18 protein-coding genes are annotated in these 20,386 nt (G+C 64.0%); 6 read left to right on the forward strand and 12 right to left on the reverse strand.

What is annotated here, in order from left to right; translation table 11 throughout:
• Positions 1–1,314: a DASH family cryptochrome gene (locus tag ACP7BZ_RS16620; RefSeq protein WP_426115112.1), complete on the forward strand. Its 1,314-nt coding sequence runs from the start codon at positions 1–3 to the stop codon at positions 1,312–1,314.
• On the opposite strand, the gene ACP7BZ_RS16625 is transcribed toward ACP7BZ_RS16620, so the two are convergent.
• From ACP7BZ_RS16625 to pmbA, 3 genes are all read right to left on the reverse strand, one after another.
• Positions 1,311–3,521: a TonB-dependent receptor plug domain-containing protein gene (locus tag ACP7BZ_RS16625; protein ID WP_426115114.1), complete on the reverse strand. Its 2,211-nt coding sequence runs from the start codon at positions 3,519–3,521 to the stop codon at positions 1,311–1,313. The two genes, ACP7BZ_RS16620 and ACP7BZ_RS16625, sit on opposite strands and share 4 nt — an antisense overlap.
• Positions 3,522–3,695: 174 nt before the next feature.
• The gene (locus tag ACP7BZ_RS16630) at positions 3,696–4,793 is read right to left on the reverse strand and encodes a TRAP transporter substrate-binding protein (protein WP_426115116.1); all 1,098 of its coding nucleotides are present in this window, start codon (positions 4,791–4,793) and stop codon (positions 3,696–3,698) included.
• A 126-nt stretch (positions 4,794–4,919) separates the two neighbouring features.
• Positions 4,920–6,272, reverse strand: coding sequence for a metalloprotease PmbA (gene pmbA / locus ACP7BZ_RS16635; RefSeq protein WP_426115118.1), 1,353 nt, complete (start codon positions 6,270–6,272; stop codon positions 4,920–4,922).
• 93 nt (positions 6,273–6,365) lie between these two features.
• Between pmbA and yjgA the strand changes: the two genes are divergently transcribed.
• The 5 genes from yjgA to ACP7BZ_RS16660 all read left to right on the forward strand — a co-directional run bounded on the left by yjgA (position 6,366) and on the right by ACP7BZ_RS16660 (position 8,886).
• On the forward strand, positions 6,366–6,977 hold the full coding sequence (gene yjgA / locus ACP7BZ_RS16640; RefSeq protein WP_426115120.1) for a ribosome biogenesis factor YjgA: 612 nt from the start codon (positions 6,366–6,368) through the stop codon (positions 6,975–6,977).
• Entirely contained in the window at positions 6,970–7,590 is a 621-nt protein-coding gene (mog, locus tag ACP7BZ_RS16645) for a molybdopterin adenylyltransferase (protein ID WP_426115122.1), read from the forward strand. Before yjgA ends, mog begins: the two co-directional genes overlap by 8 nt.
• A gap of 32 nt (positions 7,591–7,622) precedes the next feature.
• Positions 7,623–8,300: an alpha/beta hydrolase gene (locus ACP7BZ_RS16650; protein WP_426115124.1), complete on the forward strand. Its 678-nt coding sequence runs from the start codon at positions 7,623–7,625 to the stop codon at positions 8,298–8,300.
• Positions 8,301–8,383: 83 nt separating this feature from the next.
• On the forward strand, positions 8,384–8,650 hold the full coding sequence (locus ACP7BZ_RS16655) for a hypothetical protein (RefSeq protein WP_426115126.1): 267 nt from the start codon (positions 8,384–8,386) through the stop codon (positions 8,648–8,650).
• A 23-nt stretch (positions 8,651–8,673) separates the two neighbouring features.
• Positions 8,674–8,886, forward strand: a complete 213-nt coding sequence (locus tag ACP7BZ_RS16660; RefSeq protein ID WP_426115128.1) for a hypothetical protein — start codon at positions 8,674–8,676, stop codon at positions 8,884–8,886.
• 91 nt (positions 8,887–8,977) lie between these two features.
• Here the strand turns inward: ACP7BZ_RS16660 and ACP7BZ_RS16665 are convergent, their stop codons facing one another.
• From ACP7BZ_RS16665 to ACP7BZ_RS16705, 9 genes are all read right to left on the reverse strand, one after another.
• A complete protein-coding gene (locus tag ACP7BZ_RS16665) occupies positions 8,978–10,192 on the reverse strand; it encodes a porin (protein WP_426115130.1) in 1,215 nt (404 codons plus the stop codon).
• Positions 10,193–10,301: 109 nt separating this feature from the next.
• Positions 10,302–11,933 (reverse strand): methyl-accepting chemotaxis protein, encoded by a 1,632-nt coding sequence (locus ACP7BZ_RS16670; RefSeq protein WP_426115132.1) that lies wholly within the window; start codon positions 11,931–11,933, stop codon positions 10,302–10,304.
• A 443-nt stretch (positions 11,934–12,376) separates the two neighbouring features.
• Positions 12,377–13,189 carry a molybdate ABC transporter substrate-binding protein gene (locus ACP7BZ_RS16675; RefSeq protein ID WP_426115134.1) on the reverse strand — a complete coding sequence of 271 codons (813 nt, stop codon included), beginning with the start codon at positions 13,187–13,189 and terminating at the stop codon, positions 12,377–12,379.
• A gap of 32 nt (positions 13,190–13,221) precedes the next feature.
• Positions 13,222–13,476, reverse strand: coding sequence for a hypothetical protein (locus tag ACP7BZ_RS16680; RefSeq protein ID WP_426115136.1), 255 nt, complete (start codon positions 13,474–13,476; stop codon positions 13,222–13,224).
• 69 nt (positions 13,477–13,545) lie between these two features.
• Complete coding sequence (locus ACP7BZ_RS16685) at positions 13,546–15,171, reverse strand: methyl-accepting chemotaxis protein (protein ID WP_426115138.1); 1,626 nt, start codon at positions 15,169–15,171, stop codon at positions 13,546–13,548.
• A 189-nt stretch (positions 15,172–15,360) separates the two neighbouring features.
• A complete protein-coding gene (locus ACP7BZ_RS16690) occupies positions 15,361–15,918 on the reverse strand; it encodes a carboxymuconolactone decarboxylase family protein (RefSeq protein ID WP_426115140.1) in 558 nt (185 codons plus the stop codon).
• Positions 15,915–16,775: a fumarylacetoacetate hydrolase family protein gene (locus ACP7BZ_RS16695; protein ID WP_426115142.1), complete on the reverse strand. Its 861-nt coding sequence runs from the start codon at positions 16,773–16,775 to the stop codon at positions 15,915–15,917. Before ACP7BZ_RS16695 ends, ACP7BZ_RS16690 begins: the two co-directional genes overlap by 4 nt.
• Positions 16,720–18,048 (reverse strand): YbfB/YjiJ family MFS transporter, encoded by a 1,329-nt coding sequence (locus ACP7BZ_RS16700; RefSeq protein ID WP_426115144.1) that lies wholly within the window; start codon positions 18,046–18,048, stop codon positions 16,720–16,722. The genes ACP7BZ_RS16695 and ACP7BZ_RS16700 overlap by 56 nt, the downstream gene beginning before the upstream one ends.
• Positions 18,049–20,220 carry an FAD/NAD(P)-binding protein gene (locus ACP7BZ_RS16705; RefSeq protein WP_426115146.1) on the reverse strand — a complete coding sequence of 724 codons (2,172 nt, stop codon included), beginning with the start codon at positions 20,218–20,220 and terminating at the stop codon, positions 18,049–18,051.
• Between the last annotated feature and the right edge of the window lie 166 nt (positions 20,221–20,386).

Consider the following 20,386-nt stretch of genomic DNA (forward strand, 5'->3'; position numbering starts at 1 on the left):
ATGGCCAGCGTGCTGTTTTGGTTTCGCAACGATTTGCGCTTGCATGACCAGGCGGCACTGCGCGCTGCCTGCGCCGCTGGCAGCGCGTCTCTGCTACCGGTGTTTTGCCTGCCGTCGGCGCAGGAGATGAGCGACTGGGGTTTCGTGCGCTCGGGCGGCCAGCGCCAGCGGGCGCTGGCCGCCACCCTGCGCGACCTCGCTGCGCAACTGGCGGCGCTGGGCTGCCCCCTGCTGCTGTGCCGGGGTCCGGCCGCCACCACCCTGCCGGCACTGGCGGCGGCCCTGCACATCACCCGCCTGGTGTGCGAAGACATCGCCGCTCCCGAAGAACAGGCCGATGTCGCCGCCCTGCGCGCGGCCGGCCTCGATGTCACCACCGTCTGGCAAAGCAGCCTGCTCGATCCGGCCACGCTGCCGTGGCCGAGCAGCGCCCTGCCCGCCTCGTTCACCACCTTTCGCCAGGGCCTCGAGCGCGCCGGCGTTACACCACCGGCGCCGCTGGCAGCGCCAGCGGCGCTGCCGCCGTGGCCAGAGGGCGTCACCATCCCGCCACACTTGCGCGCCGAACTGGCGACGGTGGCGGGTGACGCCGATGCCAGCACCGCGCTCAGCACCGACCCGCGCTCGTCGCTGGCCGATGGCGCTGGCCGCTTCGACAGCGGCGAAACGGCCGGGCTGGCGCACCTGGCGCAGTATCTGGACAAGGGGCTGCCAGCCACCTACAAGCAAACCCGCAACGGTTTGACGGGCCTGGATTTTTCCAGCAAATGGTCGCCGTGGCTGGCCAGCGGCGCCGTCTCGGCGCGCCGTATCGTGGCCGCGCTGCGCCGCCACGAAGCGCAGCACGGCGCCAGCGATGGCAGTTACTGGTTGTGGTTTGAACTGCTGTGGCGCGATTATTTTCGCTTCCTGCACCTGCAGTACGGCAGCGCGTTGTACCGCGCGCGCGGGCTGGCCGACAGCGCGCCCGCGTCGCACAATGCACAGGGATTTCGCCGCTGGTGCGAAGGCCGCACCGGCGAAGGCCTGGTCGACGCCGCCATGCGCGAACTGGCTGCCACCGGCTTTCTCAGCAACCGCCTGCGCCAGGTGGTGGCCAGCTATCTGATCTACGACCTCGGTGGCGACTGGCGCGCCGGCGCCGCCTGGTTCGAGTCGCAGCTGATCGACTACGACGTCTACAGCAACCAGGGCAACTGGCTGTATATCGCCGGCCGCGGCACCGATCCGCGCGGCGGGCGCCGCTTCAACGTGGCCAAGCAGACCGCCGATCATGACAAGAACGGCGCTTACCGGCGCCTGTGGCGCTCTTAAAATTTCATCTCAAGTAAGGCCCGCACCACCATATAAGTCGGCGTGATGGTGGTGTCACTCAAGCGCCCGCTGCTGTCAACATAGGCCGACTGCGCGATATTTTGCTGGTGCAGGCTGTTGGCCAGTGCCACCCGCAGCTGGTTTTTCGGGTTGAACTTCCACAGCCCGTACAGATCGAGCGAGCGCTTTGGCACCGAATAGGCGTACTGGTTGAGCGAGATGCGCACCGGGCCGCCGTTTTGAAAACTGTAGCTGCCGCCCAGCGTCAACGGCGACTTGTCGAGCTTCCAGTCGGCGCCGATGGTGCCGCTAAACGGCGTTTGCGAATCGAGCCGGTTGTCCGGGCCCGGCACCGCTTCCAGGCGCGACCAGTTGCGCGAGGCGTTGGCGCGGAAGTCGACGTTCGGCGCCGTTTTCCACAGGCTGCGCAGCGGCAGCTTCGCTTCCAATTCGACCCCATAGGTATTGGCGAGGCCGGCGTTGACCGGCATCGACACCCACAAGCCATCGAGCAGTGACACCTGGTTGCGGGTGATGTCGTTGATGCGGCGGGCGTAGGTGCTGGCCGTGAGCAGGCCGCCCCCTTCAAGATAATGTTCGAACGCCAGGTCCAGGCCCCACGCCAGTTCCGGCTTCAGATTCGGATTGCCCTGGCTGTCGGGCGAAGTGGCGGTGTTGTTGTTCGACGAGAAGCGGCGCGGAATCAGGCTGTTGACGCTGGGCGCCTTGTAGGTGCGGGTCAAGCCCAGGCGCAGCTGGTCGTTCTTACTGCCGGGGATCTTCCACAGGGTCTGGAACAGCGGGCTCCAGACACTCGACTTGTTATCGATCGGCGCATACGTCAAGCCGGCGCTGCGCGTTTCGATGCCTTCCCAGCGCAGGCCGAAATACACCGACCAGCGCGGATCGACCGTCCACTCGTCCTGCGCGAACAGGGCCAGGCGGCGCACGTTGGCATCGAACACCTGGTCGTCGTTCTTGGCCAGACCGGGCACCGGCGAATTCTCGCGCTGGATGCGGTCTTCATTGCGCTTGCTGTAGGCGCCGTCAAAGCCGGTGGCCAGTGCATGACCTTCAAAAATCGGCGTCGAATATTTGCCGCTACCGGTAAAACCTTTGTCGGTGGCATCGGAAGTGATGGTGCGGTTCAATAGCAGGGCATCACTGGCGCCGTACTGCTGCGACGGCGCATCGGAATTGCGGTGATTGTAGTTGACGCCCGTTTTCAGTTCCATCCGGGCGCCTCCGGCCAGCTTGCGCGTCCACGACAGGTCGGTGCGCAGCAGTTCCGAGGCCGACTCGATCTGCACATTGGTGGCCTGGTAGAGCGGCGCGGCGCCCACCAGGGTGGTGACGCGCTCATGGTTGTCGCCCTTGAAGCGGTTGACGTTGATAAAACTCTGCGAGGTGATGACGTCGCCCGGGCCGAGCGTCCAGTTCACCCGCGGCGACATATTGAATGCCTCGAAGTGGCCGCGGCTCGCTTCGTCCGAGTGACGCAGCAGGGTCTGACCGCCGCTGGCATCGCTACCCTCGGTGACGATCTCCGATGGCCGCTCGAACTTGGCCCAGGTGACGGCGCCGCCGATGGCGTACGACAGCGGACCTTTTTTGTCAGCCAGCTGGTAATTGACGTTGGTGCCGAAGTGGCCGTTTTCTTCCTGCGCGCCCACCTTGATCTCGCGCTGGGCAGTGACGATGGCACGCTTGAGCACGATGTTGATGCCGCCGGCGATCGCCTGGGTGCTGTATTCGGCGGTGGCGGCGCGCATGATCTCGATGCGCTCGATCATGTCGGGCGAAATCGAGTCGAGCGAAAAGCCCGGCGGGCTCGGCTCGCCATTGAGCAGGATCTGGGTATAACCGCTGCCCAGACCGCGCATGCGGATATCGCCGCCGCGTCCCTGTACACCGCCGATGGTGATGCCGGGCAGGCGCTTTAAGACTTCGCCGACGGTGGTGTCACCATTTTTTAGGATTTCTTCCTGCGAGACGACGATCTTGGTGGCGGTGTCGTTGCGGCGGGCGTCGTACTGGGCAGCGGCGCCCTTGATTTCGACTTGCTGCATCGGCGCCGCTTTCGTTGCCGGTGCGGGCGCGGGCGCGGTGGCGCTGTCCTGCTGGGCGTGCGCCATGCTCACGGCGAAGATGGCCGGCGCGGCGGCAAGCAGGCGCAGGCAAAGCGAATAATTGGACGAGGCGTTCATGGTTCTTGATCTGGATGGAAGACGGCATGGCCGAGATTGACCATGGGCGCCATCATGCCAGATGGCTATCGTTGTGTTGGGGAAATGCGATGGAATGCGGAAATAGCCGGGTCAAGCGCAAATCGGTGGCGCCAGTTGCAGGGGGGGGACAAGCCGGGCTGTCCCCCCTTTCATTTATTTACCCTTGTTCGCTTTGATCAGGTAATTCTGCATGGTCGCCTCGGCCACCGACGCCCAGGTATTTTGCTCGCGGCGGAACACTTTCCACTGCTCGTAAATCTTCTTGAACTTGGGATTTTTCGCCGCTTCTTCGTCGAGCACTTCGGCCGCCGCGGCGTAGCCGGCGTCCATCAGGTCGGGCGAGAAAATGCGCACCTTGGCGCCGTTCTTGATCAGGCGCGCCAGCGCGGCCGGGTTCTTGGCATCGTAATCGGCCTGCATGTAGACATGCGCCTCATAGGTCGCCACTTCGACCGCCGCCTGGTACTCCTTGGGCAGCTTGTCCCATTCCTTGATGTTGATATAAAACGACAGCTGCGGACCGGCTTCCCACCAGCCCGGCGCATAGTAAAACGGCGCCACCTTATAAATACCGATTTTTTCATCGTCGTACGGCCCCACCCATTCGGCCGCGTCAATCGTCCCTTTTTCCAGGGAAGGATAGATGTCGGCAGCGGGCAACTGCTGGGTGACCACGCCCAGTTTCGCCATGGTGCGCCCGGCCAGGCCGGAAATGCGCATCTTCAAACCCTTGAGGTCGGCCGCCGATTTAATTTCTTTACGAAACCAGCCGCCCATCTGGGTGCCGGTGTTGCCGCCCATGAAATTGATGATGTTGTAGCCCTTGAAGAACTCGCGCATGAGCTGCTTGCCGCCACCGACTTCCATCCAAGCCGACTGCTGGCGCGAGGTCAGGCCGAACGGCACCGCGCAGTCGAAGGCGAAAGTGGCATCCTTGCCGACGTAATAGTAGGAAGCGGTGTGGCCCATTTCGACGGTGTCGTTGCGCACCGCATCCATTACTTCGAGGGCCGGGACGATTTCACCGGCGGCGAACGGACGGATGGTGAACTTGCCGCCAGTGAGGGCAGCGACGCGCTTGCAAAACACCTCGGAGGCACCAAAAATGGTGTCGAGATTTTTCGGGAAACTGCTGGCCAGCCGCCAGTTGATGGTGGGCAGCTCGGCAGCCTGCGCCAGCGTCGGCACCACGGCGGCGCCAGCCACACCGGCGCTGACGGCAGCTTTCTTGAGGAAGGAACGACGTTCCATGTTGGTGGTCTCCAGTTGGTTTTATGGTTGTACGGTATTGGCGGGCACCTGACCCCGGCATTGTGAATCGCCCGGGCTAGTGTATTAGCGCTGTTGAAACCTTGCAACTAAAAACCGGACATGGCGTCAACTTCCGGCGATCACCATCTTTTCGATGAGAATCGAGCCGGTCGACTTGTTGCCGCGGGTGAGGACGTCGTTACCGATGGCGACGATTTGCTGGAACATGTCTTTCATGTTGCCGGCAATCGTGATTTCTTCGACCGGGTATTGAATCACACCGTTTTCCACCCAGTAGCCGGAGGCCCCGCGCGAATAGTCGCCGGTGACGTAATTGGTGCCCTGCCCCATCAGTTCGGTGACCAGCAGGCCGGTGCCCATCTTGCGCAGCATGCCGGCGAAATCGTCGCCCCGCTTCGACAGGCTCGACGACATGGTCAGATTGTGCGAGCCGCCCGCATTGCCGGTGGTTTGCATGCCCATCTTGCGCGCCGAGTAGCTCGACAGGAAGTAACCGTTGAGAACGCCGTTTTCCACCACATTGCGCTTGACCGTGCGCACGCCCTCTTCATCGAAGGGGGCCGAGCCGACGCCGCCGATGAGGTGCGGGTCTTCAACGATCTGTATGTGCTTCGGGAAAATAGAGGTGCCCAGCGAATCGAGCAGAAAGGTCGATTTGCGGTACAGCGCGCCGCCCGAGGTGGCCTGTACGAAGGCGCCCACCAGGCCGGCCGCCAGCGGCGCCTCGAACAACACCGGGCAGGTGCGGGTGTCGAGCTTGCGGGCGTTCAGGCGCGCCAGCGCGCGCTCGGCGGCGTAACGGCCGACCGCTTCGGGCGCCGCCATCTTGCTGGCGTCGCGCACCGAGGTGTACCAGTCATCGCGCTGCATTTTGGCGCCCTTGCCGGCGATCGGCGCCACCGACAGGGTGTGGCGGGAAAACGGATAGCCGCCCGAAAAGCCGCGCGAATTGGCCGACACAAAATGCGACTGCTGCACGTGGATGCTGGCCCCTTCGCTGTTGGTGATGCGCGGATCGACGTCGAACGCCGCCCCTTCGGCGCGCTGCGCCAGCAGCACCGCTTCTTCGGTGGTGATGCGCCACGGGTAGCACAGCTTCAAGTCTTGCGGATTTTTTTCCAGCAGGTGCTCATCGGCCAGACCGGCACAATCGTCATCGGCGGTGAAGCGGGCGATGTTGTAGGCGGCGTCGACGGTGGCGCGCAGGGCGGCGGCGGAAAAGTCGGAAGTGCTGGCATTGCCGCGCTTTTGACCGACGTAGACGGTCACGCCCATGCCCTTGTCCTTGTTTTGCTCGATGGTCTCGATTTTCCCCCGCCGCACCGTCACCGACAGGCCGCTGCCTTCGCTGATATCGACGGCGGCGTCGGTGCCGCCCTTCTCGCGGGCGAACGCCAGCACGTCGGCGGCGAGCTGTTTGAGCTGGTCTTGGGTGTGGGTGAAAAGCGATGCGTTCATGGGGTGTTTTCTTAAACTGGGACCAAAGGGGTTATCATAGCAGTCGTTTACTGTTTTTACCGGACACCTAGCAGGTCGCCGGCCCCTCCTATCATGCCAAATCCAAACCGCGGTTCCGTCGGGTTCCAATCCTCCGAGTTCGAACAAGATTACGAACGCCCGTCCAAGTCCGAACTCAAACGCCAGATGAGCGACCTGCAAAAGCTGGGCGTCGAACTGGTCGAGGCGCCGCGCGACCGCGTCAAGCGGGTGCCGATGCCCGAAGCGGTGTTAGAAGCCATCTTGATGTGCCAGACCATCACCAACCACGAAGGCCGGCGCCGCCAGATGCAGTTTGTCGGCAAGAAGATGCGCACCCTCGACGAGGAGGAAGTGGCCGTCATCGTGCGCACCATCGAGGGCTGGAAAGGCGCCTCGAAGGCCGATACCGCCTTTTTGCACGCGATGGAGCGGCGCCGCGACAAACTGCTGGCCGACGACAGCGCCCTGCCCAAGCTGATCGAGGAATACCCGCACCTCGATGTCCAGCACCTGCGCACCCTGATCCGCAACGCCAAAAAAGAGCAGGCGGAGAACAAGCCGCCGAAAGCCTACCGCGAGATTTTCCAGATCCTCAAGGACCTGTCGAAAAAAGCCAAGGCCGATGATGCCGAGGACATTGACGTCATCGACGCCGACGACGACCATGTGAGTGACGATGCCTGACGAAATCGTCATCGGCCTGGTGTCGATTTCCGACCGCGCCAGCGGCGGCATTTATGAAGACAAGGGAATTCCGGCGCTGCGCGACTGGCTGACGGCGGCGCTGACGACGCCGTTCCGGCTCGAGACGCGCCTGATCGCCGACGAGCGCGCCGACATCGAGCGCACCCTGATCGAACTGGTCGACCAGCAGCGCTGCGCGCTGGTGCTCACCACCGGCGGCACCGGCCCGGCGCGGCGCGACGTCACGCCCGAGGCGACGCTGGCCGTCGGCACCAAGGAAATGCCCGGTTTCGGCGAGCAGATGCGGCAAATCAGCCTGCACTTCGTGCCCACCGCCGTGCTGTCGCGCCAGCTGGCAGTGATCCGCGAGACCCCCGATACGCTCGCCGGTGCCAGCGCGCATGCGGCCTTGATCATGAACCTGCCGGGCCAGCCGAAAGCGATCAAGGAAACCCTTGAAGGCTTAAAAAATGCGGACGGCGCCACCCTGGTCGGCGGCATTTTTGCAGCCGTGCCGTATTGCGTCGACTTGATCGGTGGACCGTACATCGACACCAACCCGGCCGTGTGCGTGGCGTGGCGGCCGAAGTCGGCTGTGCGGCCAGCGCAGTAAACCCGCACTAAAAACTCCGTCTGAAAGCCCCCATGAGCAAGCTTCTCGAAACGATCGATATCGAAACGGCGCCGCAACCGACCGTCGCCATCATCTGGCTGCACGGCCTGGGCGCCGACGGCAACGACTTCGTGCCGCTGGTGCGCGAACTCGATCTGCGCGGCCTGCCGCCGATCCGTTTTGTGTTCCCGCATGCCGACACCATGCCCGTCACCGTCAACAATGGCTATGTGATGCGCGCGTGGTACGACATCGTGCACTCGGACCTGGGCCGGCGCGAAGACGAAGCGGGCCTGCGCCGCTCGCAGGTGCAGATCGAAGCGCTGATCGCGCGCGAAAACGCGCGCGGCATCGCCACTAGCCACATCATCCTGGCCGGCTTTTCGCAGGGCTGCGCGATGACCCTGCAAACCGGCCTGCGCCAGTCGCAGCAGCTCGCCGGCATGCTGTGCCTGTCCGGCTACCTGCCGATTGCCGCGACGGTGGCGGCCGAGCGCAGCGACGCCTCGCTCACTACTCCGATCTTCATGGCGCACGGGCGCAGCGACGGCGTGGTGCCGATCGGCCGCGCCAGCGATTCGCGCCTGCTGCTGCAGTCGCTGGGCTACCAGATCGAGTGGCACGACTATCCCATGCAGCACTCGCTGTGCGCCGAAGAAGTCGGCGACATCGGCGCCTGGCTGCACAAGGTGCTGGCCAAGCTGGCCTGAACCACCGCATACCCCTGCTGCGCGCCTGAGCACGACGGCGCGCAGCGTCTCCCCCTGCAACACGCATCCTACGAAAGCACCCCATGAAAAAAACCGGAATGGCGAAAAGCGACGCCAAAAAACTGATGGGCCAGATGGCCGCCCCAGGCGCTGCCGTTTTTGGCAGCGCTGCTGCCGCCGTGGTCGATCGCCGCGAACAGCGCCGCCTCGATCAGGCAGCCGGCCTGGTGCCGTTCGCCGTCAAGATCAACGCCGAGCTGGTCAAGCAGCTGCAAGCGCGCGCCAGTGAACAGGCCATCGATCTCAATGACCTGGTGGGCCAGCTGCTGGCCAAGGCGCTGGCAGCGTAAGGTAACAGAAAAAGGAGCGCGCGATGGCAAACAAGGCAAGCAAGAAAGGTGAAGAACTGGACGAAGAAACCCTCGCCCTGATTCACTGGTGTATCGAAGTCGAAGGCTTTCTGGTGGCCGGTGGCGCCACCGAGGCGCAGGCGCAGGAACACATCGAAGAGCAGGTCGAGTGGTTCACCGACCAGTTTTATGATGGCTTGACGCCAGCAGAAGCGGCCAAGGAAGCGCTGGCCTGAGCCAGTGTTTCAACACCGCAAAAAAAGGCTGCCACCGGATTTCTCGCTGGCAGCCTTTTTTACGAGCGGCGGCGGGGCCCGCCGCTACAACTTAGAACGCGTGACTCAGGCCGCTCGAAATCTGGCGCAGCGACTGGCCGATGCCGGGCGCCGGCGCCGAAGCGACATTGCTGAAGTTGGCCGAATAGCCGTTGTGCATATTCGAGTACAGGGCGAACAGGCGGGTGCGTTTGGACAGGGTATACGACACACCCAGGTTGCTCATCGTCGCATCTAAACCGCCGGTGCTGCAGGCGACCTCGCCCACCAGTGCGCACGAACCGGCTTGCGAATGGCCGAGCGAGCCAGCGAAGGTCCACTGGCCCAGTTTTTGTTCGGCGCTGAGCAGCATCGAATTGTGGCGGTAGTTCTGGAAGTGGCCGCGCAAGCCGCCGCTTTCTTCCAGCCGGGTGTGGGCGACGTCGATTTCGACCTGGGTGCCGGTGGCGAAGGCGTAGCGGGCGGTGGCGCGTACCGAGTCGTCTTTCGATTCGGTACCCAGCGTGGTCAGGTTGCTCAGGTTGGTGCCAACGTTGTTGGAGCCACCGAACAGGCCGATGTGACGCTCGTAAGCGAGCGCCAGGTAAACCGGGCCGCGCTCATACTTGCCGCCCAGCGAATAGATGTTACCGAGGGTGCGGCTGTTGGCCACTTCACCGAGCGAGTAGCCGAGCAATGCCTGGAAACCGGCCAGCTCAGGCGAGGCGTACATCACCGTGTTGTTGGGCCGTTCGTGGAAACGCTCGGCGCCGCTGCTGCCGAAACCGCCCTGCGCCAGGATATTGCTGGAGTGCACGTTGTTACCGCTGGAAACGCCGAAGAAACCGATCTGGTCGGCCAGTACTTTATACACGGTGTCCATGCGGCCGCCGAGCTTGAGGGTACCGAAGTTGCCTTTCAGGCCAACGAAGGTATCGCGGTTGAACAGGATATTTTTTGGCGAGGTGCCGTCATCGATGCCGATCGCGCCTTCCAGCTGGAAAATGGCCGACATGCCGCCGCCCAGATCTTCGGCGCCGCGAAAACCGATATACGAATTCGACGATTCCATGCCCTGGCCACTGTTCGACGTGGCCTTGGCGCTGATCGGCTTGACCAGCGTGCTGACGGTGCTGCCGACGCTGCTGCCTTCGCCCAGCGTGTAGGTGGTCAGCTGCGGATACAGCTTGCCGTAAAACTGCACGTCCGTTTGGGCCCGGGCCAGTGAAGTGAGACCGCACAGCAGTGTGACGGCGATGGCGACGGTGGTTTGTTTGACTGTAAACATCTGATTCTCCAGCTTCTTCATAAAAAAATGGGCTGCAACAGTCCGCCACGCCCAGGCGGGCGCGGATGACGAACTGCGGCGGATCAACGGTGCGGTGCTTGCTGCGCGGTTACAGGGTTTCCCACTGGTCGACGGCGCGCTTGGCCAGCACCTTTGGCAGTACCAGCGCGGCAGACATGCGCGCCGCTGGCGCGGCGGCCAGACGGAACACGCCCACCACGGCGGACAGGCCGGACGCCTGCTCGTGCAGGGCGGCGGCGGCGGCGGTGGCTTGCTCGACCAGCGCGGCGTTTTGCTGGGTGACGCTGTCCATCTGGCCAATCGCCGCATTGATCTGCTCGATACCGGCACTCTGCTCGACGCTGGCCGACATGATCTCGGCGATGATGTCAGTGACCTTCGCCACGCTGTCGACGATCTGGTCCATGGTCTGACCGGCATCGGTCACCTGCTTGCTGCCATCGGCGACTTTGCCGACCGATTCGTCGATCAAGACCTTGATTTCCTTGGCGGCAGCGGCCGAGCGCTGGGCCAGGTTGCGCACTTCGGCGGCGACCACCGCAAAGCCACGGCCCTGTTCGCCGGCCCTGGCCGCTTCGACGGCGGCGTTGAGCGCCAGGATATTGGTTTGGAAGGCGATGCTATCGATGACGCCGATGATGTCGACGACCTTGCGCGAGGAGGCATTGATGGCGCCCATGGTGTCGACCACCTGGCGAACGGCGTCGCCGCCCTTGCGCGCCACGGTGGCAGCGGCGGCCGCCATCTGGTTGGCCTGGCGGGCATTTTCGGCATTGTGCTTGACGGTCGAGGTCAACTCTTCCATCGAGGCGGCGGTCTGTTCGAGGGCGCTGGCCTGCTCCTCGGTACGGCTCGACAGATCGACATTGCCGGCGGCAATTTCGCTCGAAGCGGTGCCGATCGTGTCGGTGCCCTGGCGCACTTCGCCGACGATATTGACCAGGCTGTCATTCATCTCTTGTAGTGCCTGCAGCAACTGGCCCGTTTCATCGAGCCCCTGGACGTCGATGCGGCCGCTCAAGTCGCCGCTGGCGACGGTTTTTGCGACCGCCACCGCCTGCCGTAGCGGCACCGTGATCGAGTGGGTCAGCGCCCACGCGAAGATCGCACCGAGCAGCAAGGCGGTCGCGCCGGTCCAGGTCAGCGAGTTGGTACTGAGAGCGGTGGTTTTTTCAATCCGATCAGCGATATCGTCGATATCCTTGCGCTGGTAATCGAGGAAGGCTTTGATGCTGGCCACGTACTGCGGCGGCACCACCGAGAACTGGGTCGCGAACAGCCGCTCGACCTCGTCCGTGTTGCCGTCTTTCTTGGCTTTGAGCACGGCGTCGCGCAAGGCGGTAAAGCGCTGGCGGTTGCTATTGATGGTATCGAGCAGCACCTGCTCGGGCGGATCGAGGGGCAGCGCCTGGATTTCCTTGGCGATGTTGTCGTTGCCGCGCGCCCTGTATTGCTTGGCGTCGGCGTTGAAGAACTCGATCAGGTCCGGGTCCTCGGTCTTGGCCAGCGCCGTTGTGCGCGTCACGCCGGCGGTGACGCTGCGCAGCCATTCCTCGGCCAGCCGCTCCTTGACCAAGGTCATCGACATCATTTCGCGCGTGGAGTCATCGGCCTGGCGCAGACTCCAGACACTGCCAACCAGCATCGCCGCCATCAATATCAAAATGACACCGAAGCCGCCGCCCAGGCGCGCGCCGACACTTAGATTATTTAGTTTCATGAAATTTTCCTCAACACGATTGCGGAGAACAACAAGCGGTGGCGCCCGCGACGCGCACGGAGGCGAGGGCCGCCAGCCAAGCTAGCCGTTATAATTTTGCAAATAAAAAAGCGCCATGCGCGCAGTCACGCGCAGACGCCTTACTCATCACAGTATGTGCAAATTATACGATAAATTTCCAATTAGAAATTTATGTTGAGGAATTTATTTTGACTTTTGGTTAGTATTTACCCGTCGCGGCGCGGCCGGCCAGCGCTTCACCGACCGCCGCTGCGGTCTTGCCAAACGGCTTTTTTCATACGCAATTCAGAAAAAATTGCATCCTCATGGTCGGCATGGGAGCAAGGCAGGGACCATCGCAACTGAGAGTTTTTGTGAACATTGCACTTACTCTTGATAACAAAAACTGAATAGGCCGCTGTCGGCACCGACCTGGTAAGTACTCAAGGATTGGAGGCGCGCAAGCCGTGCTGCAAGAGTTTCTTTTGCTCTTGCGGACTGGCGAGCAGGCGCGCGAAGGCCTCGGCGGCCGGCGACGGATCGCTCTTGTGCCACAGCGAATAGGTGGTGGCGAGGTCGAATTCGACGGGGAACGGTCCCAGCAGGGTGGACGGGTCAGCCTGGATGATTTCACTGATCTGCGTCACCCCCAGCGCCACCTTGTTTTGCTGCACCAGATGCATGGTCTGCACGCCATCGGCGGCCAGCACTGCCTTGGCCAGTACCTGCTCCTTGATGCCCAGCGCTTCGATGACCTGGAGGAAATGAGCGCCGATGGTGGCGCCGCGCGCCGGATCAGAAAAAGCGATGCTGGGAGCGGCCAGCAGCACGGCGCGCAGTTTGTCGGGGGTCGAGATGTCTGGCTTGGGCTGGCCGGCGGCGACGGCAAAACCGCCGACCGTGTCGCCCAGGTTGGTGGTCACGCCAGCGCCCAGTTGCCCGTTTTGCTCGGCCGCTTCGATGCGGCTGCGGGTGGTCACCAGGAAGGTGGCGGCAGGATCGGCCAGGAACTGCTTCTCGGCGGCGCCGGCGGTGTCGAACACCAGCTTGACCGTGTGGCCGCTGGCGGCGCTGAAATCCCTGGCCATGTCCTTGACGGGCGCCTTGACGCCAGCGGCCGCGTAGAGCGTCAGGTGCTCGGCGCGCGCTGGCCCCAGCGCGCACAAGCCGAGCGCGATGGCCAGGACGAGCCCGGCTTGTGCGCGCGGGCGCCAGCTGCGGCGGGTGGGCGACGGCGGGATAGATGATTTCTGCACGGCAGGCTCCTTGCTCTAAAATAAATTTTAATTTATCTATTATCAAGGTTTCCGCGCCAGTCAAAATGGCGATGAAAGGGCAATTTATGGCCTAGTTCCGTTGTTTTTTCAGGCAAACAATCCTCCCTGCGGGTGCGTCCCCAGGGCGCGACCATCGCCGCTTGCCGAATCTCGCTTCTGCTGTTCGGCGGCGGCGGCGGTTCGACCACCGAAGCGGCAGCGAGCGTGCCGGCGGCGGCGGCCACGCCGACCCCGGCACCGGCACCGGCACAGGCACCGGGCATCATTGAGCGATACCTGCGCGTTCAGCGCATCCTGGCTGTCGTTCGAAGCGGGCCTGACCAGCCATTACGCGCTCAGGCGGCCAGGCGTGCCGGCGCCGCCACTGCCCTGAGCGGCATCCGGGCCAGCGTGGCCCCGGTGGCTGCATGGTCGGCTACACCATCGAGCTTGAACACAGCAACCGCCTCGGCCAGCTGCGCCGCCTGTTCGCGCAGCGAGGCCGCCGCCGCCGCCGCTTGTTCGACCAGCGCGGCATTTTGCTGGGTCACCGAATCCATCTCGCCGATGGCCTGGTTGATCTGTTCGATGCCCGCCTCCTGCTCGTGGCTGGCGGCGGAAATCTCGCTCATGATGTCGGTGACGCGCTCGACGCTGGCGACGATGTCGTCCATCGTCGCGCCCGCTTCATCGACCAGTTTCGAGCCGGTCTCGACGGCGGCGACCGAGTCGCCGATCAATACCTTGATTTCTTTGGCAGCGGCGGCCGAGCGCTGCGCCAGGTTGCGCACTTCCGACGCCACCACGGCAAAACCGCGTCCCTGTTCGCCGGCACGGGCCGCTTCGACGGCGGCGTTCAGCGCCAGGATATTGGTTTGAAAGGCGATGCTATCGATGACGCCGATGATGTCGACAATCTTGCGCGCCGAGGCATTGATGGCGCCCATCGTATCGACCACCTGCGAGACCACCTGGCCGCCGCGCACCGCCACTTGCGAGGCCGAGCCGGCCAGCACATTGGCCTGGCGCGCATTGTCGGCGTTTTGCTTGACGGTCGAGGTCAGCTCTTCCATGGACGAGGCAGTCTCTTCGAGGGCGCTGGCCTGCTGCTCGGTGCGGGACGACAGGTCAAGGTTGCCGCTGGCAATTTCGCCCGATGCGGTGGCGATCGAATCGGTACCACGGCGCACGGCGGCGACGATGCCATTGAGACTGTGGTTCATGTGCTGGAAGGCGCCCATCAACTGCCCCATTTCATCCTTGCCGCGCACTTCGACCGGCATGCCCAGATTGCCCTCGGCGACCGCCTCGGCCACCTTGACGGCGTAGCGCAGCGGCTTGACGATGGCGCGCGTGCTGAAAAATGCCGTCAATGCACCGATCACCACGGCAACTGCAGCGAGCGCCAGCATGACGATATTGGCGCTGCGGTAGAGCCGGCGGGCAGCGGCGGCGCCCTCACCGGCCTGCGCTTTTTCATACGCGACGATCTCGCCGATGATGGCAATCACGGCCGCATTGGCTGGCACCGCTTTGCGCAGCAACAACTCGGTCGCCTCGTCGCGCTTGCCTTCCATGCCGAGCGCCACCGTCGCATTGTTGTGCTGTTTTGACTGCACGATGGCGGCGTCGAGCCTGGCGATCAGCGCCGTCTCCTCGGCGCTTTGCGGCGTCGCCAGGAAATCGCTGCGCGCCTTGACGAAAGCGACGCGCGCGGCGGCCAGTTTTTCGACCTGGGTCTTGACGTCACCCGGGTCGCTTACCAGCACCAGGGTCGACACTGCCGTGGAAATTTCGCGGAAATTATCGGCGATGGCGATCGCTGCGGCCGTCGACACATTCTGGTTATCGACAATATCTCCCACTTTGGCGTCGATCCGGCCCATCGACACCATGCCAACCCCGGCGACGATCACCAGTAACAGCAGGATGATGGCAAAGCCGCCCCCGAGGCGGGTACCGATGCGTAAATTCGATAACAATTGTTTTTCCTCTTATAAAAATGTCGAATACGCCGCCTCCGTTGGCGCAAAGGAACCAATAGTACGGTTAACAGTTTTTTATAAGCAAGAAAAATATATGCCTTCCCGCAACATTGTGACACGCAGTTGCATGCAGACCACGCCGCCGGCGCGGCCCTTGCAGCCGCGCTCATTGTGACAACAGTCTGATCAGTCCGGCAACAGCCAGCTGGCATCCTGCGGCAGCGCCGTCTGGGCGCTGTTCATGATCATGGCGAGGAAGGTGTAATAACCATTTAAGCCCATCAGATCGACCACGCCATGTTCACCGAACAGCGCGCGCGCCTTGTTGTAGGTGGCGTCACTGACGCGCTTGTCGCCATGCAGCTCGGTGCAAAAATCGATGACGGCGGCTTCATCTTCGCGCAAGCCGGTCGGGGTCTGGCGCGCGCCGATGGCGTCGATGATGGCGCGGTCGATGCCGCATTGGGCGGCGATCGGCGCGTGGATCGCCCATTCGACTTTCTGGTTCCACGCGCGCGCCGTGACCAGGATGGCCAGCTCCGACAGGCGCGCGCCGATGGCGCTGCGAAAGCGCAGGTACTCGCCCATGCGCTGGGCGTGCTGCATCAGCTCGGGGCTGCGCAGCAGCGGCACGAAGGGGCCGTAGACGGCGCCCCGCGGACCGTCGATGATCGCTTGCGCCACCACCCGCTGGGCGTTACTCATTTGCCCCATCGACAGCGGGCCGAGACGGTCGGCGCTCATGCCCGTTTCCCCTTGGCCGGCATGGCTTGCACCGCCTGCTGCTGTTCGCCGAGGCCGGCTATCCCCAGGCGCACGCTGTCGCCATGTTTGAGGTAGCGCGGTGGCGTGCGGCCCATGCCGACGCCGGGCGGCGTGCCGGTGGCGATGATATCGCCCGGTTCGAGCGTCATGTAGCGCGACAGGTAACTGACCAGCTCGGCCACGCCAAAGATCATGGTGGCGGTGCTGCCGGTCTGCATGCGCTTGCCATTCACTTCCAGGTACAGGTCGAGGTCCTGGACATCGATGACCTCGTCACGGGTGACCAGCCAGGGGCCGACCGGGCCGAAGGTGTCACACCCTTTGCCCTTGTCCCACTGCGAGCTTTGCAGCTGCCAGGCGCGTTCGGAGACGTCGTTGACGACGCAGTAAGCGGCCACGTAACTGAGGGCATCGGCCTGCTCGACATACTGGGCGCGTTTGCCGATCACCACCCCCAGCTCGACTTCCCAGTCGGTTTTTTTCGAACCGGGCGGCAGCATGATGGGATCATCCGGACCGGACAGGCAGCTAATCGCCTTGCTAAAGACGATCGGCTCGGGTGGCACCGCCATCCCCGCTTCGGCCGCGTGGTCGGCGTAATTGAGGCCGATGGCGATGAACTTGCCGATGCCGGCCAGCGGCACGCCGAAGCGCGGTTCGCCGCGCACCAGCGGCAGGCTGGCCGGATCGATCTTCGCCAGCTTTTTCAGGGCGGCGTCGGACAGCTGGGCTGGCGTAATGTCGTCGACGACAGCGGCCAGGCTGCGCAGGCGGCCGAATTCATCGATCAGGCCAGGTTTCTCTTTGCCGGGACGGCCATAGCGGACCAGTTTCATTTTCTGCTTTCGTAGCGATGCCAGGCTGGCATTCTACCTTGGTGCGCAGCAGGATGATCAAGCCAATGCAGAGGCTTGATAAGAGCAGGGCCACGCTGCTGATGATGAACAGCAGGTCATAGGAGGCGCGCCCGGCCACCAGCGCCACCATGGCGCTGGCGCCGCCCGCCTGCGCCAGCGAAAAGCCGACATTCATGACGGTCCAGTTGCGCCGGTGCTGACAGGGGCCGCCGATTTCCAGCGCATAGCTCGAAGCGACGCCGACGATCCCGGGCGAGAAAAAACCGACCAGCACCGACGACACCAGCAAGGCCCAATCGCTGTGCGCCAGCAGCGGCAGTGCCACCCCGGCCGCCTTGAGCAGAAAGGCCAGCAGCAGGGTTGGCGCCAGGCCGATGCGGTCAGCCACCGCCCCGGTCAGATACGGCCCGCAGGCGGCGCCGGCACCAAAGCAGGCCCAAAAAAAGCCCGCCTGCAGCAACGGGCGACCCAGCTGGGCGCTGATGAAATCAGCCCAGAACAGCGTGTGCGGCAGGTAGCCGATGGCATTGAGGGCATACGCGGCGAGCAGCAGCAGCACCGGCAACGGCAGGCGCCAGCCATGCAGCGCCGCGTACACGGTGTGGATGGAAAAGGGGCTGCCGCTGGCGGCCGTGAAGGCCGGTGCGCCCGCCTGCGCGCGCGCCCAGAAGCGCCAGCTGGCCGCCGTCATCAGCGTACACAGGCTGCCCAGGGTCAGCCAGGTCAGCGCCAGCCCCTGCTCGATCAGCATCGGCACCACGGTGGCGGCGGCGACGATGCCGAGGCCGACGCCGCTGAAAATGACGCCGCCGACACGGCCGCGCCGCGCCACCGCAGTCGCCGGCAAAATCAGCACCGGTGCCTGCACCATCAGGATGGCGCCGCAGGCGCCGGCCACGCTGCGCCAGATGAGGAACCAGGCGATGCCGCCATCGTGCCAGCCGCAGGCAAAAAAACTGAGCGACACCAGCAGCATCGCCAGCCGCACGATCTGGGTGGGCGCCATCGCCCGCACCAACAGGGCGGCGACGCCGATGCCGGCAACATAGCCGGTCAGATTGGCAGCCCCCAGCCAGCCCGCCTGCTGGCGGCTGAACCAGTGCTGCTGCACCAGCAGGGGCAGGATGGCGACGTAGGCAAAGCGGCCGATGCCCACCCCCGTCAGGGTAGCGGCCAGTCCGCACAGGCCAGGCCAGGGGTCGGCACCGGCGGCCACGCGCGCCGCAGCCGGCGCAGTGGTCAGCGCTTTCACTTAGGTACGGCCGAAGGCGGGGCAGTTGGCCGGATCGGCGTCGAGCCGGCGCAGGCGCGGCGCGGCGGCGCCATCGGCGGCGACGGCAGAAGGTGACGGTGGCGGCGGCGCCAGTACCGGTTTGCCCGGCGCCGCTGGCGCTGGCATTGCGGGTGCCACTGCAGGTGACACTGCAGATGACACTGCAGATGACACTGCAGATGACAGCGCGGGCGGCACTGCAGGCGCGCTTGCAGGCGGCTGCGCCTGCGCCGCGCGCACGCCCTGCAATTCTTCCTGCGCCACCTGCAGGCGAACGTTGCGCTCGGCGATCGCATCCATCATGCGCCCCACCGCGCGGCCGGCGTCGACCATGGTGGTGGAATTGGCGCCCGGCCGCGGCAGCACGAAGGTATAAAATTTGCAGCCCTCGACCAGGGTGCCCAGCGCCCACAGAGTCCGCTGCGCGCTGCCATCGCGCGCCACCACGTTCATGTTGCGGTCGACCGTGATGCCGCCCGGGTGGAACTGACCATTCATGAACGGCCGCACGATGCCCCGTTCGACCAGCTGGCGCATCAGCGGCGACTTGTCTTCGAGTGGCCCGGGCAGCGAAGCGCGCCCGCGCACCAGCACATTGGCGCGCTCGCTGTCGCCATCCCAGTAACCACTGACGACGAAGCTGGCTGCCTGCGCATCGAGCTCGCAGCGGGCACCGGGACCAAAATCGGCGCGCACCACGCCGGCATCGATGAGGGCGAGCAGCTGGGCGATGCGCTCTTTTGGGGGACCCACCGCCAGCCGGTTCATCAGCGGCAGAAATTCACCGAGCAGCCAGCGGTGCGAGTGTTCATAGAGGCCGCCAAAATCGATGGCCGCGCGCATCACGTCGCGCACGTCGCGCAGCACGTCGCAGGCCGATTTGACGGGGTTGTCGAGATTGCCCTGTAACGCTTGCTCGACGTCGCGCCACAGGTGGCCGCGCAGCCAGTCGTCGAACTGGCGGCGGCTGGCCAGCGCCAGCGGCGGAATCGGCTCGGCCAGCTTGGCCCAGCTGAGCTGATCGCGCTTGTCGATATGGCGATCGATCATCGCCTGCCGCGCGGCGGCATCTTCGGCGGCGAGGAACTCGTTGCTGAACATCAGCGCAGCGATCTTGTCGCGCTTTTGCTGCAACCAGGCGAAGCAGTAGGCGAACTGCATGTCGGCCCACAGCAGCGGCATGATCTGGCGGTCGAAATCGAGCTGGCCGCCATCGGCAGCGGCGCGCAGTTGCTCGAGCCTGGCAAAAGTCAGAAATTTCGGCTTGTACTGACCGAACACGCCCTTCTGGTTGGTGGCGCGCGCCGTCAGCGGCAGGCCCGAACGCGAATAGAGCAGGATGCGCGGCTCCTGGCCTGAGGGCCGGTAGCGCAGGCGGCCGGCCGGCTGCAGCTTGCCGGCGCTGTCGAATTTGCCACCGCGGCCCTGGGTCAGCTGGGCGATCAGATCAAAGCTGGTCAGCCCCATGCCTTCGATGGCGACGGTGTCGCTGGCCGTCACACTGGAGGTGGCGTTACGGATCGGGTAAGGCTCGAGCACCAGTTGCAGGCGCGGATTGCGCTGGCGCGCTTCATCGACCTGGCCGGTGAGCTTGCGCTCGGCATCGGAGAGCACCTTTCTGGCGTGGCCGGTGGTGAGAAAGACGAAGTCGGCCGGGAAATTGCAGCCATCGTAGCCCACCAGCCAGCGCTTGCGGTCCCACTGCAAGTCGTCGACGCCGGCGTAGTTGTGCAAATAAATGGTCAGATGGGGCGGCGCCATTTTTTTTAAGTATTCAAAGCCCCAGCGCAGATAGTCACCGAACAGCGCGCGCGAATAATAGCCGTTGCGATCGATCTCGATCTTGGCATCGGTGCCCTTGCCCAGTGCACTATTTTTACTGATCAGCCAATCGGCGAACGACGGGCCATACAGCAGGGGGCCGGCGCCGCGCACGGTGTCGTCGGAAAACTGGGTCATCTGGCAGGCGACGGTGTTGACCAGCAAATGTTCGGCCTGGTCGGTGGTGTGAACGCCGGGGCCGAACTCCTTGCTATCGAATAAGTACAACTCGATCGGCGTGGCCGACGCATCATTGCGGGTGTACGCAATGATGCGATCAAACACGGAAATGCCACGCGGACCGAGGCCGATAATCGCGATCTTGACCATGAATTCCTCTTCAGGTGTGTGGGGGGGGGGGTGGACGCACAGTCCGGAAACCCAGGAAGGGCAAATAATTGCCGACAGGGAATGATAAAAGCGTCTGGACATAGCGCATTGCGCGCCAGCAAACGGGACACGGGAGGACGAACGCGGTTCATTTGCGCTGGCACAA

It is taken from the genome of Massilia sp. PWRC2, from assembly GCF_049896725.1.
Classification (GTDB): domain Bacteria; phylum Pseudomonadota; class Gammaproteobacteria; order Burkholderiales; family Burkholderiaceae_D; genus JAFCUW01.